Below are 19,022 nucleotides of genomic sequence, written 5' to 3'. Positions count from 1 at the left end.
CCGATCAAATAAATTCACTAAACATATTTTTCAATTTTTCAAAAAGACCAGGCTTCGAGGGCGAATTCGTTGAACTGGACTTTCGGCTGGCACTCTTCTTAGGCGAAGAAACTGCCTTGCCTTTCATATACTTCGAAACATATTGAATCATGCCAACACCACTGGTAAAAGCAGGATCGCGAACACCGATATAATCCGGCACCGCAATGCGGACGCTTGCTTCCAGCTCATGTTGGGCCAGTGCCAATGTTCCCGGCATCGTCACTGTACCGCCCGTTAAAACGTATCCATTGATCTTATCCCCGTAGCCAAGTCGGCGTACTTCTTGACGGATTAAGTGAAAAATTTCTTGCATGCGCGGTTCTATGATGTTGGCCAGGTCAACCTGAGAGAATTCCTTCTCCACGTTACTGCCCATACGCATAACTTTGAATTTCTGATCTTCAGCCGCATCGTCGATAAGCGCACAGCCGAATTTCTGCTTGATCTTCTCGGCTTGCTCGGTTTGAGTACGGAGTCCGTAAGAAATATCGCTGGTCACATACTCGCCGCCAACCGGCAGCGTGGAAGTCGCAACAATGCTTCCTTGCTCAAAAATTGCAATGGTACTGGATCCGGCGCCAATGTCTGCGAGGACCGTACCCATCATTTTCTCATCTTTGGTGAGCGCCATTTGTCCTGACGCAAGTGACATTAGGATAATGCCGGCAATCCGCAGATTAGCTTTCTCGACGCACCGGGCTAAGTTATGTATTGCTGTTTTGGCCCCGGTTACAAGCGTTGCTTCTACTTCAAGACGAACACCAATCATGCCTCTAGGATCTGAGATGCCTTCAAGTCCGTCAACCAAGTACTGCTTAGGAACTAGGTTAATGATTTCGCGTTCCGGAGGTAAAGCTACTACTTTCGCCGCTTGCAAAACGCGTTCGATGTCTTCTTCTCCGATTTCACGATCCTCATTGGATATGGCGACAACGCCGTGATTCGTTTGCAAACCGATATGATTGCCTTGAATGCCCACATATACATCGCTTATTTGAATACCGACCATACGCTCGGCGTGATCCACCGCATTGCGAATGGATTGAACGGTTTGGTCAATATCAACGATAGCCCCTTTGCGGATACCTTCCGAGTCGGCCGATCCAACTCCAATAATATTAATGACGCCGTTATTCACTTCGCCAATAATAGCACGAACCTTGGATGTACCGATGTCCAAACTGACGATGATGTCGTTGCTGCTCAACCTCTGGCACCTCCGTTCAATATTAATTAGGTACATTAATTAGGTACATTAAATGCCGCGACTGCGTTGCATTTCTTTTTAATTCAACGTAATCCTGGATATCCCTCTTTTTTCTACAATTTTTTCAAGGTTTATTTAAACGTCCAATACATGGATGTACATGCGCTGGTTGATGTTATTCCGAAAAAATGAAAAAAGGGCAATTAAATCTACATAACTAAAATTCTATCATTCTTTGAAGCTATTGAGTAGTCTCTTTTTGGGAAATACCCTGATTATCTGCGACTTCCGGCGTAAATGATGCATATTTATCCGCAAGCAGCATAGTAATTAGTCCCGGGGGCTGAATTTCGATGACTGCATTCAGCGTTGGGATCTTCTCAGGCAGCAGAGACACCGCCGTAATGACCTCAAATCGCGTCCTGGTGTAGATTTTGATCCGATCCTTGTAAGAGGGGGACGGTTCCGGTTTAATCTCTGAGAAGTCTGCTATGGAATCTTCCGGGATCGTTGAGAGCGTTTTGCAAAGCTCGGCCAAAATAGGATCATCTGCCTTCCAACCGGACAGAATCGGCTTGTCGACAATCATTTCGGAACCGGCCGCAATCCCTGTACCGTTAGCCAAAATCGCCGTGATTTCGCCTTTCTTCGACAACGTATAGGCGACTGTTTCGAACTCCTGCACATGGATCGTGATGCTGCCGGGGAACGATTTGGTCACTTTTACATTCTCGATGGCCTTAATCGTATGCACTCTTGCCTCTAATTTGCCTGCGGATGTTCCAAAGAAGGAATCTCCCGCTGCGATGCCGGCAACCTTGCGGATTTCAGCGGCATTCAGGTAATGCTGGCCTTCGATAGTCACAGTCGCTACTTTGCTAATGGAAGAATTAAAGAATAGTACGCCAAGAATTACGACGAATAATAAGAAAAGCACCGCTAACAGCTTTTTGCCGCTTCTGCGCCGTTTCACGGGTTCGCGCAGCACGGGCATCTTCTCTTGCATAGCTTGTCCCCTCTTTGTATAAACGCAAACGGCTTCCCGCCAATCATGGCAAGAGCCGCTCACGCTTTCTTATATCTGTCCACACACGTTGTTATGGAACGATTTGATTGTTCGGCACTGGTGAATAGCGGGTAATTCTGGCTCCCAGCCTGCCCAGCATGGTCTCAATTCGGTCATAACCGCGGTCGATATGATGCACCTGCTCCACGACGGTTTTCCCTTGCGCGGCAAGCCCGGCAATGACCAGGGCAGCACCTGCGCGTAAATCCGTCGCTTCCACCGTTGCGCCGTACAGACGTGACACGCCGCGGATGAAAGCGGAGTTCAGATCAACGCGAATGTCGGCTCCCATGCGCGAGAGTTCATCGACATGCTTGAATCTGCCTTCAAAAATCGTTTCTTTCATGACACTTACTCCGTCTGCCAGTGCAAGCAGAACCATTATTTGCGATTGCAAATCGGTAGGAAAAGCAGGATAAGGCGAGGTTACGATGCGGTCAACAGCCTTAGGGCGTGCTGCTGTACCTACTTTGATTATATCATCGTCAACCGTTATTTGAACACCTGTGCGTCTAAGCACATGGATGAGAGAGGTTAAGTGCGAAGGACATGTATTCAGAAGCGTCACCTGCCCGCGCGTTGCGGCAGCGGCTACCATCACCGTTCCGGTCACAATCCGGTCCGGAATGACTTGATAGCGGCAAGGCGTCAGCTTCTCTACTCCTTCGATCGTAATCGTATCCGTACCGGCACCGAAAATCTTGGCACCCATACTGTTCAAGAAATGCTGCAAATCTTGAATCTCCGGTTCACGAGCAGCATTGCTGATCGTAGTCAGCCCCTCGGCAAGCACCGCGGCCATCATAATGTTCTCCGTAGCTCCGACGCTCGGGAAATCCAGGTGAATTTCCGCGCCTTTCAACCGTTTTGCATAACAGACTATTCGGCTGTCTTCCTCGTCGACCTGCGCCCCCAGCGCCCGAAGGCCGCTAAGATGCAAATCGATTTTCCGTTCTCCGATCGCGCAGCCGCCTGGCTGATATATCGTTACTTCGCCAAACCTTGCTAAAAGCGGCCCCATTAAGAAAATGGATGATCGCATTTGACGCATAAGAGCCTCAGGAATGTGGGAAGAATGCAAGCTTGACGTATCGAGCGTGACGGTTTCGTCCTCGTGCTCTGCCCGGCAGCCAAGTTCGCGCAAAATGTTAAGCATGACGTCGATATCAAGCAATTTCGGTACATGATCGATCGTCACTTTTCCTTCTACCAGCATACTAGCAGCTAAAATCGGCAAAGCGGCATTTTTCGCGCCTTGGATAACAATGGTTCCTGAGAGAGGTTTCCCGCCTTCAATCACCAATTTGTCCAATTTATCACCTCCGGATTACCGCTCACCCATAACCAGTACCTCCGCCACCAGTTCGACTCCAAATTTGTCCTTCACGGTGCTTTGAATGGTTTTCATAAGGGTGAGAACGTCTTCAGCTTTCGCTTGCCCGGTGTTGACAATGAAATTGGCATGCAAGTTCGAGATCTCGGCGCCACCGCAGCGCATTCCCTTGAGACCCGCTTCTTGAATGAGCCTTGCGGCAAAATCATTCGGCGGATTACGGAACACACTGCCGGCACATGGCAATTGCAGCGGTTGAGTCAACAGACGACGCTGTTTATAAGTGGAAGTAGTCGACATGATATCTTTGCGCTCTCCCTGCTCAAGCTCAAACACGGCTCCAACGACGATGCCCGGCTGTTCATGCAAGCATGAATGACGGTAAGTGAACTTCATATCCTCTATTCCGTAGCGAACCAATTCCCCTGTTTCCAGTACAATGTCAGCTGATTTGAAGATACGTGACACATCCGACCCGTGAGCGCCGGCGTTCATATAAACAGCTCCGCCTACCGATCCTGGAATTCCCCCCGCGAACTCCAATCCGGATAACCCTTCTTTGGCTGCCAGAACCGACAGCTTGATAAAGGAAAAAGCGGCACCTGCATGAACGAGCGTGCCATCAAATCGTACATAATCGAATGCTTCACCCGGTTGAATGACGACGCCGCGGATTCCTTTGTCGCTGACTAGCATGTTGGAGCCGCGTCCGAGATTGGTCCACTGTACCCCATGTTTATGGAGCAACCGGACGACCGACACCAGCTGGTCTTCGTTATTCGGAATAATAAGTACATCTGCCGGTCCACCGATTTTCCAAGTTGTAAATTCGGAGAGTGGCTTGTTAAACAGGACTCTGCCTGCATCTATTTCGCTTAGCTCCGCCAAAAACTGCTCCATCTGTCGTACCTCCTTCTGCTATAGCGATTGAAACTTGCCTGGCGCTCGTTCGCTCCTCCGGGTGGCCCGCCGCCTTGCTGTTAAGCAAAGGCTGAGAGGCCCGCCGGGTGACGGTCACGATTATGCTGTATACTATGCCTTCCCGCACAGGAGTGTGACAATCGCCTATAGGACAGACTTATTTTTGTCTGGTTGTTAGTTGTTTCAATTCATTGACGATCAGCGCCGCCGAATCCGGCACGCCCAGTGATTTCGCGGCAGCACTCATTGCCGTCCGCGTTGCCTTACTATTGATAATCCGGCTGATTCGCTCGAAGAGGAGCTCACCGTTCAGATTGCGTTCAAGGATCATCTCGGCGGCACCGGCATCTACCAAACTTCTGGCATTCGCTTCCTGATGGTTGTTCGTCACATTCGGCGACGGAATCAGAATCGATGGGATGCCCAGTGCCGTCAATTCGGCAATCGAGGATGCCCCTGCTCTTCCGACCACCAGATCGGATATCGCCAGCACCTCCGGCATGTGATGCAAATACGGCAGCACTTGGAGACGCTCGGAACGTGCCGGCTGCACCTCTTCCATGCGGCGCTTCGTGTTCTCGTAATAGCTTTCACCGGTCACAAACACAAAATGGACGTCTGGCAGCCGCTGAAGCAGCGGTGCCATGTCCACCATGACATCATTTATCGCTTTCGCTCCGCGGCTGCCCCCGACAAGCAGGACGACCTGACTGCCTGCCGGAATGTTTAGCCTGGCGTAGCCTTGCTCTTTATCGGCGCGTACGACGCTGGTCGCACATGGATTTCCGGTAAATAACGTATTCGACTGCCGCTTGAATTGCGACAGTGCATCCTTGAAGCTGACCGCTACGCTGCTGGCATAACGGGAGAGAAATTGGTTGGTCAAGCCTGCAACTGCATTTTGTTCATGGATTAGGGTTGGGATACCCAGCTTTGCAGCGGCATAAATGACGGGTCCGCACACATAACCGCCTGTCCCGACAACGATGTCCGGCTTAAAATCCCGCAGCAGCTGCTTGGACCTCCGAACCCCTTTTAGAAAACGCATGACCGTCCTGACATTCTCGAACGAAAGCTTTCGTCTAAAGCCTGTAATTTCGACCGATTCGAAGGGAATGCCCTGCGCAGGCACGATCCGGCTTTCAAGCCCCTTCGGAGAGCCGATGTACAGGATGGACGAACCCGGCTGCTCTTCCATCACCTGCTTGCCAATTGCAAGCGCGGGATAGATATGGCCGCCTGTTCCGCCGCCTGTCAATACGATACGCATGTATTAGTCACCTCGAGTAACGGGATATATTCAGTAAAATACCTAACGATGTCAGAAGCAGCGTCAGCGAGGAACCCCCATAGCTAACCAGCGGAAGCGTGATCCCCGTAACCGGCATCATGCCGATAACAACCCCGATATTGATAAACACTTGCACGGCGACTATGCCGATAATGCCGACGGCAAGCAAACTGCCGAATGTATCGGGAGCTGCAATCGCGGTCCGCATGCCTCGCCATAACAAGATCGCGAACAATGTAATAATCGTAGTTCCGCCAATAAAGCCCAATTCCTCGGACACGATCGAGAAAATAAAATCCGTCTGCGGCTCGGGGAGATAGCTGAATTTCTGCCTGCTCATTCCAAGGCCAAGACCTACCAGCCCCCCCGGTCCAATCGCATAGAGCGACTGAATCGACTGATAGCCTGCTCCAAGCGGATCTGCCCAGGGATCGAGAAACGCTGTTATTCGCTGCAGCCTGTATGGCGCTGCCAGTATAAGTCCGACAAGGCCGGCTACACCTACTAAAGCAAGCGATCCCAAATGCGCCATACGCGCTCCTGCCGTATAGATAACAAGCAGCGAAGCGCCAATCATGACGGCTCCTGTGCCCAGGTCCGGCTGCATCATGATGAGTCCGAAGGCCAGTCCCATAATGCCAAGCGGCGGCAGCAGGCCTTTCGTAAACTGTGTTACCGCCTGTTGTTTGTCCGCAAGCAGCTTTGAGAGAAAGATCACCATCGCGAGTTTCATAAACTCGGATGGCTGAATACCGAACGAACTGATCCCCAGCCAGCTGCGCGCACCGCCGCGGACGACCCCGATGCCGGGGACCAAGACGAGCAGCAGCATGCCGAAACAAACGAGCAGACCGAGCTTCGCCCATTTGCGCCAAATCCAATAGTCTGCGTTCATGGTGACGATCATCGCCCCAATGCCGAGCGCAGCAAACAGCACCTGTCGTTTCACGTAATAAAATTTGTCTCCGAATTCATGGAAGGCCAGCACCGCACTGGCGCTGTACACCATAACAAGTCCGATAGCCAAAATGAGTCCAATCGCAATGATCATCCACATATCCGGGGCAGACCTGGCTTTTGCCATAGCGCGAACACCTCTTGCAAGCTTAAGTAGGGACAAGCCCCCTACTTACAAGTTATGCGCCGATTCTTTAAAAATGCGCCCTCGTTCTTCATAGGATTTGAACATATCCCAGCTTGCACAGGCCGGAGACAAGAGAACGGTATCTCCGGGCTCCGCGAGGGCTGCTGCTTCTCGTACTGCCAGCCGCAGCGTGCTTTCGGCGTCCTCCACAGGTTCGACGACTTTAATGGTCGTTAAACCTGCACGTCTTGCGACTTCGGCAATTTTGCCGCGCGTTTCGCCCAGAGCGACGACAGCTTTCACTTGATCGCGGAAATGCGGCAGCAGCTCCATATAGTCGGAGCCTCTATCCAGTCCGCCGGCAATGAGTACTATGCGGCGGCCCTGGAAAGAACGCAGCGCGATGATCGTAGCAGTCCCGTTCGTTGCTTTGGAATTATTGTAATAAGCGATGCCGTTGTGATTGCGCACAAACTCCAGTCGATGCTCCACCCCGCGGAACTGGCGAAGCGGCTCTGTCAACGTTTGGATGCTTGCTCCTGCTGCGATACAAGCAGCAATGGCCGCAAGCGCGTTAGCGGTATTGTGGCGTCCCGGAAGGCCGACTTCATCGACCGGGATGATGGTATGGGACTGGCCTTGCTCATCACGCCATACAATTTGACGATTCACGTCACCGACAGGCTCTGTGAGATCGGCAGGGAACGGCGGGATGACACATAGGCCGTACGTAAGTTCTTTGGTTGTCGAGAACGGCAAAATTCGTGCTCGAATCGTCCCAGCATGCATCAGCTCGCGGCAAACCGGATCATCTGCATTGAGGATCGCCGTATCCTCAGGCGTCTGATTTGCAAAAAGCTTCGCTTTCGACGCCACATAATCTTCCATGCCGCCGTGATAGTCCAGATGAGTCTCGACTACATTAAGCAGCATACTAATCCGAGGTCGAAACTCCGTCGTGCCTTTCAATTGGAAGCTGCTAAGCTCCGCTACGATCCAGTCCTCGCTTGTTGCCGTCTGTGCCGCTTCACACAGCGGGGTCCCGATATTGCCGGCTACGATCGGATTAAGCCCCGCTGCTTCCAGCAATTCGCCCAGCCATGTCGTTGTCGTTGTTTTCCCATTGGAACCGGTAATCCCTATAATTGGCGCAGGCGACAAAAGGTAGGCCACTTCGACTTCCGTCACGACCTCGATTCCCAGCTCTACCGCTTGCTTAACCGGCGCGGACGTATAAGGGATACCCGGATTCTTAACCACCAGCGCCGTATTTGCATCAATGAGATCAGCCGGATGACTGCCGCAAATAACAGAAACACCCAAAGCGTCCAGCTCGTCCGCTTCGGGAGATAAATGACGTTCTTTCATATCGTTAACGGTAACGATTGCGCCAAGCTTATGGAAAATCTTTGCGACGCTGACCCCGCTTCTGGCTAATCCGATGACGACAACCTGTTGATCCTTATATAAGGATGGGTGCTTCATATATGTAACCACTCCTTCAATTGACAATCCCCCTAGAGGGACAATCCCCCTAAATCCCCCTTTGAAAGGGGGACCCCGAGGGCCCCGGCCCTCTGGACACCCGGAAGGTATAACGTTCGAGTGTCAGAGACGCTCCTAGCTCCGGTTGGTGGGGGTGCTCGAAGTCCCTCGCGGGACTAACTTTCATTTTGGCGCTCCCTTGTGACCTGTTGACTTCGTCACGGAAGAACGTTTGGGCTACAGAGACGCGTCGTTGTTGCGACCTATCGCGTAGCCCGCTTTCGTCCCTCCGGGACACGCTCCCATTTGTAGTCAATCCCCCTAAATCCCCCTTTGAAAGGGGGACCCCGAGGGCCTCGGCCCTCTGGACACCCGGAAGGTATAACGTTCGAGTGTCAGAGACGCTCCTAGCTCCGGTTGGTGGGGGTGCTCGAAGTCCCTCGCGGGACTAACTTTCATTTTGGCGCTCCCTTGTGACCTGTTGACTTCGTCACGGAAGAACGTTTGGGCTACAGAGACGCGTCGTTGTTGCGACCTATCGCGTAGCCCGCTTTCGTCCCTCCGGGACACGCTCCCATTTCCGCGCAGGGTTAGTTGTCGGCAGCTGCGCTACCTTGTCCCTAACGGGACTTTGAGTGCGTGTCGGCAGCTGCGCTACCTTGTCCCTTCAGGACTTTAAATGAAAAGCCGGGTACAAGATCGGAGCGGGCGGTCGTTGTGTAGAAGCGTCAGCGGTCGTTTGCCATGGATGAATGATTTGCATGGTACAAGCCATGCAAACCATTCATCCATTGTCAGGCGGAATTCAACCGATAAATCGGTTATAAATTCAAAGAATTCCGACGGACAACAGCGATCGAAACAATGATCCGCACGCGCAGCGGCGTACTTCCAGCGCCACTGTATTTCAAAGGCCTTATCGCCCCAGAAGCAAGCCGATCGCGGCGAACACGATGCCGACGAACCAGAAGGAAGTAACAACCTTCCACTCGGACCAGCCGGACAATTCAAAATGATGATGGATCGGGCTCATTTTGAAAATACGTTTGCCTCGCAGTTTGAAAGAGCCTACTTGCAGTATAACCGACAGCATCTCCAGAACAAAAACGCCGCCGATAATGACCAGCAGGATTTCGGTTTTTGTCAGAATCGCCACAGCCGCCATACCGCCTCCGATGCCCAGTGAGCCTGTATCGCCCATGAACACCTTGGCCGGATGTGCGTTGAAGATCAAGAAGCCCAGCATCGCGCCGATCATCGTAGCCGAGAAGATCGCCGACTCGTGTTCGCTGGCATGGAGTGCAAGGATCGCGAAAGCCGTGAACGCCACTGCGCCTGTCCCTGCCAACAATCCGTCAACGCCGTCCGTGAAGTTAACCGCATTGGTTGTGGCGAACAGCATGATAACGACAAACGGATAGTAGAACCATCCGAAATCAAGCTCCGCGGATGTCCCTGGAATGCCGATCACCGTGCTGTGATTCATTTGATAGAGCAGTACACATATAATTACGGAAAAAATCAGCTGGCCGACGAGCTTTTGCATCGCCGTTAGGCCAAGCGACCGTTTAAATACGATTTTGATATAATCATCCAGAAATCCGACCAGCCCAAAGCCGAGCGATGCAACGAGCAGCACCCAGAAGGAAGACGTTTTATCCGAGAACTTCAGAAACGCCAGCAGCACGGCCAGCATGATAATGATGCCGCCCATCGTCGGGGTCCCTGATTTCTTCAGATGGCTTTGCGGGCCGTCTGTACGGATCTGCTGGCCGAATTTTAACCGTTTCAGCAGCGGAATGAACAAAGGTCCGAACAGTAATGCAAGCATGAAGGAAGCGCCGATTGACAGAAGAATGACCTTTACGTCCATAATTTCACCTCTATGCACGCTGCAGGTCATGGATAATTTCTTCCATGCGCATGCCGCGGGATCCTTTCACCAGTACGAGATCTTCCGGCACCAAATGTGCGCGGAGCCATTCTATAAGTTGTTGCTTGTCTTCGAATGCCTTTACACGATCGGCGTCGCTAAATTGCTTAGCCGCTTCTGAGGCGATATGGAGCGAAAGCTTGCCGAATGTCAGTACCCGATCCGCTTTCGACGGATTCACATAGGCGCCGATTTCAGCATGCATCGCTTCTTCATCCGGTCCGAGCTCCAGCATATCGCCGAGGACGAGCCATTTGCAGTGATAACCGGACAGACCTGCTACGAGATCAATCGCCGCGCGGACGGAAGTCGGACTGGCATTGTAGGCATCATTAAGTAGCATTGCTCCATTATACGCAACACCCGGCTCAATGCGCATCGCTGTCAGCTTCAGCCCGGCAAATCCTTTGCGGATCACATCATCGGGCAGCCCAAATTTCTTCGCTGTGGCAATCGCAGCGAGCGCATTCGATACATTATGCACCCCCGCCACGGGAAGTTCAACGAGCTGAAGCCCATTATCGCCGCGAACATCGAAGCTCGAAGTCGTAGCGTTCACGATCACGTGCTCAGCCGCCCAACGATTCCCTTCCTGCAGTCCGAAGGTTTGTACTTCAGTGTTTTCCGGCAGTGAAACGTTCTTAAGCCCCTCATGCAGAAGCGGTTCATCGCCATTGATTAGCAGCAGTCCGCCTTGTTTCAAGCCGGCCACAATTTCAAGCTTCGCTTGGGTGATGCCTGCACGTGAACCAAGCTGGAGCATATGAGATTCGCCGATATTCGTAATGATCGCAACATCGGGTTTCGCAAGCCGAGTCAGCAGATCGATCTCGCCGAACCCGCTCATCCCCATCTCCAGCACAACAACCTCCACGCCTTCTTCTAACGCGAGCAACGTCAGCGGCAAGCCGATATGGTTGTTATAGTTGCCATCTGTTTTATGCACGCGAAAAAAGCCCGACAGCAGCGCCGCGACCATATCTTTTGTCGTCGTTTTGCCATTGCTGCCTGTAACCCCTACAACACGCACCTGCAATTCGTCGCGATAGGCAGAAGCAAGCTTCTGCAGCGCTTCGGTTGTGTCGTCCACCAGAATAAGGGGCACTCCGCTCGCCAGCGCTGCAGGAAGTGCTTTATCCCGCTGCCACAGCGTAGCGACTGCGCCGCCTTCTATTGCGCCGCTCGCAAAATCATGTCCGTCAAAGTTATCGCCTTTGATCGGAATGAACAATTGTCCCGGCGACATGCGCCGGGAGTTAATGGAGACGCCGGCAATTTGAATGCTGCCGGCATCTGTATCGTTTTGTATCGTTCCACCGCACATGGCGGCAATCGCGCTTAATTTACGTGTAATCACTATGAAAGACTCCTTATCGCTTCTTTTGCCACCTCGCGGTCGTCAAAGTCATATTTGACGCCACCGATATCCTGATAGGTTTCGTGGCCTTTCCCCGCAATTAATACTACATCGTCACGCCTCGCCATTTCAACCGCTTTTTGTATCGCCTCTCTGCGGTCAACCAGCAGCTCGTAACGATTCGCCGCGGCAGCGTCCTGTTCAAGTCCTGCCAGAACGTCCAGCAGGATACGTTCGGGATCCTCCGTACGGGGATTATCCGATGTAATGATGCAATAATCCGCAAGCTGCGCGGCTATCTGACCCATCAGAGGCCGTTTCGTCCGGTCACGGTCACCCCCGCAGCCAAAGACACAAATGACGCGGCCAACTGCGAATTCCTTTACGGCGGTAAGCACGTTCTGCAACCCGTCCGGCGTATGCGCGTAATCCACAATGACCGCGAACTTCTGTCCGGCTTGCACCGACTCGACACGACCCGGAACACCGGGGATGTCTTCCAGGCTTTGCTTGATCTGTTTCAGCGACACCCCTTCAATCAGAGCAGCGCTGATGGCGCTTAACGCATTGTACACATTATATTTACCGGCCATACGCAGCGTAATATCCGCTGAGCCGGCGAACGTTTCCACATGAAAAGCAGTCCCGTGCGCAGTTATTCGAACTTTGTCGGCACGTACGTCCGCATCATGATCGATGCCGTACGTAACAACCTCAGCTGCAGTAACATCTGCGTACTTCGGCGAGGCTTCATCATCGGCATTCAGCACCGCGAACAACCGGTCCTCCGGCGCACGTCCGAATTCATTGCCGAGTCGGGAGAACAATAGGCCCTTCGCTGAAGCATACCGCTCCATCGTGGCATGATAGTCGAGATGATCCTGCGTCAGATTCGTGAAGATCGCGATCCGGTAGCGGCTTCCTTTTACCCGTCCCTGCTCCAGCGCATGCGAGGAAACTTCCATGACGCAGTATTCCGTCCCGGCCTCGGCCATGGCAGCAAGCGAACGCTGCAGCTCCAGCGCTTCGGGCGTCGTTCCCGACATCGGCAGCGATTGGCCGGCGTAGCGCATTTCTACCGTTCCGATAACGCCGGTGCTGAACCCGGCATCGCTCAATATTTTCTCAATTAAATACGTTGTCGTTGTTTTGCCGTTCGTACCCGTAACGCCGATCAATCTCAGCTTACGGCTCGGATAATCAAAATAGGAATTGGCGATCACGGCCATCGCATATCGGCTGTCTTTGACGATCAGCTGTGGGATGGGCAGATCAAGCTGCCTCTCCACAACCAGGGCAACAGCCCCTTTGGCAACAGCTTCAGCGGCATATTCATGCCCATCGACCTTATGTCCACGCAAACAGATAAAGACGCAGCCGGGCAAGACGCGGCGGGAATCGGTCTCAATACCACCAACCTCCGCGGTCCCTTCGCCGACAAGAACAGATGTGAGCAGCAGTGCAGCCAAGTGTTCCACACGCATCGCTTAAGTCCCCTCCCGTGAGCAGATCAAATCTGCGCAGGGCCGCCTATGAAGAAGCAGCAAAATTGGGTCGCGGCCTACTTCATCTATCTATACTCATTATAGTCAGCGAACAGAGCTTTCATCATCGTCTTTTGCTAAATAAATCCGGATGGTTGACCCTCGATCGACTCGCGTGCCCGCTGCAGGGGACTGCCTGATTACCGTGTCGCCGCTACCCGCCGAGGTAAGGTTGAAGTTCATATTCAAATCTTCATAGATATCAGAGACGGTCTTGCCGATGAGGTTCGGCACTTCCACGATCGGTGTTTCACCGTATTTATACTCTTTGCTGAGCTGATCCTTCCGCGGCGCAACGCCCATGTACGGCAATGCATCTTCCAAAATATTGTGTACAATCGGCGCGGCAACGACGCCCCCGAACTGAATGCCTTGCGGGTTATCGACTGCGACATAAACAACAATCTTCGGATCGTCCGCCGGCGCGAAGCCGATGAAGGAAACGATATGCTCATTCGGCGAATACCGGCCGTTGATAACCTTCTGCGCAGTACCCGTCTTGCCTCCGACACGATAGCCGTCTATGAAAGCATTGCGCCCTGTTCCCTTGGCAACGACGCTCTCCAGCGCTTCTCGCACCTGCTTGCTCGTTTTCTCGGATATGACGTTCCGCACCACTTCCGGCTGTACCGTGCTTACGGTATCGCCCGTCTCCGGATTAATCCATGATTTGGCGACATGCGGCTTATACAGTGTACCCCCGTTGATCGCCGCCGAAACAGCCGTGATCTGTTGGATCGGTGTAACCGACACCCCTTGGCCGAATGCGGTAGTCGCAAGCTCCACAGGGCCGACCTGGCTCATTTTGAACATAATCCCGTTCTCCTCGCCGCCGAGGTCGATGCCGGTCTTTTTACCGAAGCCGAAGTTCTTAATATAATCGAACAGCTTCTCTTTGCCAAGTCTGTTGCCGAGCGCTACGAAGCCCGGGTTACAAGAATTTTGCACCACTTCAAGGAAGGTTTGGCTGCCATGGCCGCCTTTCTTCCAGCAGCGCAGCCTGGCCCCGCCGATTTCAACAGCTCCCGGATCAAAGAAATGCTCGCCTGTGAGATTCACTTTGCCTTCTTCGAGAGCGGCTGCCAGCGTGATGATCTTGAACGTGGACCCCGGCTCGTACGTCATCCAAATCGGCAGATTCCGATTGTAGATCGCCGGATCAACCTCGCGGTATTTGTCCGGTTCGTAGGTTGGCCTGCTGGCCATTCCGAGAATCTCGCCGTTCGTTGGGTCCATTGCAATGGCAATGATGTCATCTGCTTGAAACTTGACCATGGCTTGATCAAGCTCCCGCTCCATAATCGTCTGAATCTGCTTGTCTATCGTAAGCTCTAAGTTAAGTCCGTCTTTGGGCTCCAAATAGGTATCCCCAGAACCGGGCATCTGCCCGCCTCCGGCCGTTGATAGGAAGGATATATTTCCGTTGATGCCTTCGAGCATATTGTCATACTTGGCTTCAATGCCGGTTAAACCTTGATTGTCGATACCGGTAAATCCGAGCACATGCGAAGCGAAGCTTCCGAGCGGATAATAGCGTTTGTTGTCTTCGGCTACCACGATTCCGGGCAAATTAAGATCCCGAATTTGCTGCGCTTTCTCCGTTGTGATTTTGCGACCGCCGGGCTTAAGACTGACAATCATCTGCTTCTTCTTGATCGTTGTATAGATTACATCCTCCGACATATCCAATACGCCGGCAAGCTGAGCGGCAGTCGACTTGGCATCCTTAATCTGCGCCGGTATCGCCATAACGGTAGGTGAGCTTATATTATACGCAAGCATCGAGCCGTTTCGGTCCAAGATCTCGCCCCGCTTCGCCGAGAAAGGGATTTCCCTGCGCCAGGAATCCTCCGCCTTTGCTGCCAGCTCCTCGCCTTTCCACAGCTGCACATAACCCAATCGTCCTGCCAGAAGCGAGAATGCAAGAATGCCAATAAGAAGCGCCGTAAACAGCCTGCGCCTGATCGTCACACTCGAAACCTTCACTTAACATCCCCTCCGAATAGCTCGTAAAACGGGAACGTTCGTCCATCCGTTTCCTAATCCAAGCCTATTCAAAGAAAAAGGGGGTTAGAACAAGCCTATCCCCCAGAAGTCGTACCCGATTTGCTGTTGTCAGTTCCTTCTTTTGTCGGATCTTCTCCGTCACCTGTCTGCGTGGAGACTTGTTGAGCCGGCGGTGACAGAACAAGCTTAAGCACTTTGGTATCGCCCTGTTTCGCCAAAGACTGCGAGGTTACGAAACCTTCCCCGGTCGTCATGACGCGAATTTGCAAAATGGAGCACATCTCCATCGCGTCCCGAAGCGATAAGCCTTTCATATTCGGAATCGGCAGCTTCGTTCTCTCTTCGGTTAAGAGATAGATCCGCTGATCCGGACTGACTGACGTGCCTGCCTTCGGAATTTGCTGCAGGACGGTCTTTCCTTTACCGACAACTTCGTAATTGAGCTTATTCGATTTCAATTTATTCTTGGCATTCGTTAAATCCAGCTTAGTCAAGTTCGGAATTTCGACGGTTTGCTCTTGATTCGGCGTGTTTGAAGCTGTTGTCTTCACTTTGGTAACCGGGTCGACGCCCATATGGCGGAGGCTTTGCTGCACGATCTTCTTGAATACGGGCGCCATAACCGTACCGCCGGACGCTAACCGATCATTGGGCTCATCCATGACAAGGTAGAGAACGATCTTCGGATTGCCTACCGGCGCGAAGCCGATAAAGGAAATCACGTACTTGTCTTCCGCATATCCGCCGTTGACAACTTTCTGCGCCGTACCTGTTTTACCCGCTACACGGTAGCCTTCAATGTAGGCTCTGCGTCCGGACCCGATCTCCTGGTCAGATACGACTTGCTCCAAATATTCATCCACTTTCTTGGCCGTTTGTTCGGTGATGACCTGACGGACAACCTGCGGTTTGATTACTTCAACTTTCTTCGTAACCGGATCTTGAATTTCCTTGACCAGATGCGGCACGAGCAGCTTGCCGCCATTGGCAACGGCAGCTACAGCCGCGACCTGTTGAATCGGAGTTACGAGTACTTTACCTTGTCCGAATGCGGCGGTTGCAACCTCAGTAGCATAACGGGGATTGAAGTTAACCTGTCCCTTGATCTCACCGGGAAGCTCAATTCCAGTCTTCTGACTGAAGCCGAACTTCGAAATATAGTCCATTAGCTTATCTGCTTTCAGCCGTTCGTAACCAAGTTTGATGAAAGCGACGTTACTGGACCTTTTCAGTCCTTCCAAGAACGAAATGGTTCCCCAGCCTTCACGGTTGATATCATGAATCGTGCCGCCGGGCACTTTAATAGCACCGGATTTGTAGGTTTCCTCCGGATTAAACATGCCTTCCTGAACGGCGCCTGACAGCGTCACGATCTTAAACGTCGAACCCGGCTCGTACAAGGACTTAATGGAATGATCGTAAAAGTTCTCTTGCGGTGCAGTCCAGTAGGAGTTCGGATCAAAATCAGGCATATTCGCCATACCGAGAATTTCCATCGTTTGCGGGTCCGCCGCAATCGCCGTGATGCTCTTCGGCTTATATTTATCATACGTTTCTTTGATCGCTTCTTCGATATAGTGCTGGATCTCGGTATCAATCGTCAGCTTAATATTTTTACCGTCCACGGAAGGCTTAAAGCTGACGGTGCCATTCTCCAGAATGACGCCATTGCCGTCCCGTTCATATTTGATTTCGCCCTCCGTGCCTCTCAACTGGTCATCCAGTGAGGCTTCAAGCCCCATCACAGCCTGTCCTTCCTTATTCTCATATCCGAGAATATGCGAAGCCAAGCTGCCTTTCGGGTAGGAGCGCTTCTGCTGGTCGATCAAGTAGATGCCAACATCCTTGTGGCCGGTTTCTTCTTCGAGCTGGTCTCGGAACCGGAGAATCCGATCCGCAACCGACTTGTCAATCTTCCAGCCTTCTTTACGCACCTCGCGCTGCTGATAGTATTCGCCGTTCTTCTGCTTCGCTTCCACGATCTCGCGCAGCGAAATCTGTGATTTGCCGAGCACGCCGCTAAGTTTGTTGATGATGACATTTTCCAGCTTCAAGTCATGAATGACCTTCGGATTGACGGCAACGGTATAAGCCGCAACATCCATGGCAAGTACATTGCCTTCTCGGTCTGTAATCGTACCGCGAACCGGCACCAGCTTCTCCGACCGCGACCATACTTCTCTTGCTTTATCCGCCCAGAAATCCGCATGTACCACTTGAACCCAGTAGATTCGGCCCGCCAATAAAACAAAAAGGAGGGTGATAAACCCTCCGACCAACAATGTCCGTAATCTGATTCTCTTTGTCATAGCCGTTCACCTATTCCTTGCTGCTCGCGACAGGCGTTTCAGTAGCCGCATTTACTTTTATTAGGGAGGAGTCGTCTTCCGGATAGGTGTATCCATACTTCTCAGCAAGATCCCTAATATTCTTCGGGTCTCTCGCCTTCTCAAATTCAGATGTCAAAAAGGCTACTTGCTCGGTCAGTTGCTCATGCTGCTTCGTCAATTGCTTGATTTGAAGCTCCATCTGATAGATTTGAGCATAGCGGAAAATGACGACGCCAGCTACAATCACGCAAACGAGAATCGTAAACATGTACAGCAGTTTCTCCTGCACCGGCAGCGACTTCCGTTTGATGACAACTTTTTTGGTCTCGCGGAACTGCGGCCGCTGCTCCGGCTTTCGTTTTGGCTGCAGCGCCAGATTCCCATTCACATATGCCATTGAGGTTCCCTCTCCCCTTCTCTGTTACTATTCCATCTTCATCTATGGTGTGTAGTCTTCTATGCCATTTACAATTTCTCGGCAACGCGAAGTTTCGCGGACCGTGATCTCGGGTTCTGCTCCAGTTCCTCTTCGCTTGGCAGAATCGGCTTGCGATTCACAAGCTTCAACTTGCCGCCTCCGCCGCAAACACACATCGGAAAGTCCGTCGGACAGGTGCATTTTTCAACAAATTTCGCAAACAGCTGCTTGCAAATACGGTCTTCCAGGGAATGGAACGTAATGACTGAAGCTCTGCCTCCGGCATTCAATACGTCTATCGTCTGTGCAAGACCTTCCTCTTCCGCACCAAGCTCATCGTTAACCGCAATGCGCAGCGCTTGAAACGTACGTTTCGCAGGATGCGGACCTGTCCGCCTTGCAGCAGCAGGTATGCCTGATTTGATGATTTCAACCAGCTCACCTGTCGTTTCGACTCGCTTCTGCTCTCGGGCTGCGATGATCTTGCGGGCGATTGATCTGGCAAACCGCTCTTCACCGTAATTCGTAATAATGCGGGAGATCTCCCGTTCATCCCATGTATTGACAATATCATCTGCCGTCAGCATGCCGTCTTGATCCATTCTCATATCAAGCGGCGCATCGTGATTGTAGCTAAAGCCGCGTTCACCCTCATCGAGCTGCGGGCTGGAAACGCCCAGATCGAACAATACGCCGTCTACGCCGGCAATCCCTAAATCCTTCAGCACATGCGCTAAATAACGAAAGTTGCTTTTTACGAGCGTGACGCGGTCCATGTAGGCAGCCAGTCTAACACGCGCGTTGTCGAGTGCCCAGTCGTCCTGATCTAATGCAATAAGTCTTCCTTGGGGTCCAAGCCTTGATGCGATAAGCTCGCTGTGGCCGGCTCCTCCGAGTGTACAATCCACGTAGATGCCGTCCGGTTTAATGGCAAGTCCATCTACTGCTTCTTCTTTCAATACCGTGATGTGTTGAAACATGCTGTAATCCTCCCTGCTCTAAAC

At 52.2% G+C, this 19,022-nt stretch carries 14 protein-coding genes; all 14 read right to left on the bottom strand.

The genetic code is table 11. From position 1 onward, the window contains the following. Nucleotides 1–4: 4 nt before the first annotated feature. The 14 genes from ftsA to rsmH all read right to left on the bottom strand — a co-directional run bounded on the left by ftsA (nucleotide 5) and on the right by rsmH (nucleotide 18,998). Nucleotides 5–1,249, bottom strand: a complete 1,245-nt coding sequence (gene ftsA / locus I8J30_RS16160) for a cell division protein FtsA (protein WP_091219508.1) — start codon at nucleotides 1,247–1,249, stop codon at nucleotides 5–7. A gap of 241 nt (nucleotides 1,250–1,490) precedes the next feature. After that, nucleotides 1,491–2,255 carry a cell division protein FtsQ/DivIB gene (locus I8J30_RS16155; protein ID WP_210659410.1) on the bottom strand — a complete coding sequence of 255 codons (765 nt, stop codon included), beginning with the start codon at nucleotides 2,253–2,255 and terminating at the stop codon, nucleotides 1,491–1,493. A 91-nt stretch (nucleotides 2,256–2,346) separates the two neighbouring features. After that, a complete protein-coding gene (gene murA / locus I8J30_RS16150; protein ID WP_091219514.1) occupies nucleotides 2,347–3,627 on the bottom strand; it encodes a UDP-N-acetylglucosamine 1-carboxyvinyltransferase in 1,281 nt (426 codons plus the stop codon). A gap of 15 nt (nucleotides 3,628–3,642) precedes the next feature. After that, nucleotides 3,643–4,548: a UDP-N-acetylmuramate dehydrogenase gene (gene murB / locus I8J30_RS16145; protein WP_210659407.1), complete on the bottom strand. Its 906-nt coding sequence runs from the start codon at nucleotides 4,546–4,548 to the stop codon at nucleotides 3,643–3,645. A gap of 178 nt (nucleotides 4,549–4,726) precedes the next feature. Next, nucleotides 4,727–5,839 carry an undecaprenyldiphospho-muramoylpentapeptide beta-N-acetylglucosaminyltransferase gene (gene murG, locus I8J30_RS16140; RefSeq protein ID WP_210659405.1) on the bottom strand — a complete coding sequence of 371 codons (1,113 nt, stop codon included), beginning with the start codon at nucleotides 5,837–5,839 and terminating at the stop codon, nucleotides 4,727–4,729. 7 nt (nucleotides 5,840–5,846) lie between these two features. Then, nucleotides 5,847–6,944, bottom strand: a complete 1,098-nt coding sequence (gene spoVE, locus I8J30_RS16135) for a stage V sporulation protein E (RefSeq protein ID WP_210659403.1) — start codon at nucleotides 6,942–6,944, stop codon at nucleotides 5,847–5,849. Nucleotides 6,945–6,989: 45 nt separating this feature from the next. Then, a complete protein-coding gene (gene murD, locus I8J30_RS16130; protein ID WP_210659402.1) occupies nucleotides 6,990–8,429 on the bottom strand; it encodes a UDP-N-acetylmuramoyl-L-alanine--D-glutamate ligase in 1,440 nt (479 codons plus the stop codon). A gap of 916 nt (nucleotides 8,430–9,345) precedes the next feature. Continuing rightward, on the bottom strand, nucleotides 9,346–10,302 hold the full coding sequence (gene mraY, locus I8J30_RS16125; RefSeq protein ID WP_210659400.1) for a phospho-N-acetylmuramoyl-pentapeptide-transferase: 957 nt from the start codon (nucleotides 10,300–10,302) through the stop codon (nucleotides 9,346–9,348). 10 nt (nucleotides 10,303–10,312) lie between these two features. After that, a complete protein-coding gene (locus I8J30_RS16120) occupies nucleotides 10,313–11,719 on the bottom strand; it encodes a UDP-N-acetylmuramoyl-tripeptide--D-alanyl-D-alanine ligase (protein ID WP_210659398.1) in 1,407 nt (468 codons plus the stop codon). Next, nucleotides 11,719–13,203, bottom strand: a complete 1,485-nt coding sequence (locus I8J30_RS16115; protein ID WP_210659396.1) for a UDP-N-acetylmuramoyl-L-alanyl-D-glutamate--2,6-diaminopimelate ligase — start codon at nucleotides 13,201–13,203, stop codon at nucleotides 11,719–11,721. Before I8J30_RS16115 ends, I8J30_RS16120 begins: the two co-directional genes overlap by 1 nt. A gap of 105 nt (nucleotides 13,204–13,308) precedes the next feature. Then, complete coding sequence (locus tag I8J30_RS16110; protein WP_210659394.1) at nucleotides 13,309–15,249, bottom strand: stage V sporulation protein D; 1,941 nt, start codon at nucleotides 15,247–15,249, stop codon at nucleotides 13,309–13,311. Nucleotides 15,250–15,344: 95 nt separating this feature from the next. Further along, nucleotides 15,345–17,579, bottom strand: a complete 2,235-nt coding sequence (locus tag I8J30_RS16105; protein WP_210659392.1) for a penicillin-binding transpeptidase domain-containing protein — start codon at nucleotides 17,577–17,579, stop codon at nucleotides 15,345–15,347. Between the two features lie 10 nt (nucleotides 17,580–17,589). Beyond that, the gene (locus tag I8J30_RS16100; RefSeq protein ID WP_210659390.1) at nucleotides 17,590–17,997 is read right to left on the bottom strand and encodes a cell division initiation protein; all 408 of its coding nucleotides are present in this window, start codon (nucleotides 17,995–17,997) and stop codon (nucleotides 17,590–17,592) included. Nucleotides 17,998–18,065: 68 nt separating this feature from the next. Continuing rightward, nucleotides 18,066–18,998: a 16S rRNA (cytosine(1402)-N(4))-methyltransferase RsmH gene (rsmH, locus tag I8J30_RS16095; RefSeq protein WP_091219542.1), complete on the bottom strand. Its 933-nt coding sequence runs from the start codon at nucleotides 18,996–18,998 to the stop codon at nucleotides 18,066–18,068. Between the last annotated feature and the right edge of the window lie 24 nt (nucleotides 18,999–19,022).

The organism is Paenibacillus lignilyticus, from assembly GCF_017942085.1.
GTDB classification, from domain to species: domain Bacteria; phylum Bacillota; class Bacilli; order Paenibacillales; family Paenibacillaceae; genus Paenibacillus_Z; species Paenibacillus_Z lignilyticus.
The sequence above is the reverse complement of the archived record's forward strand: the minus strand, read 5'-3'. Positions and strand labels throughout refer to the sequence as shown.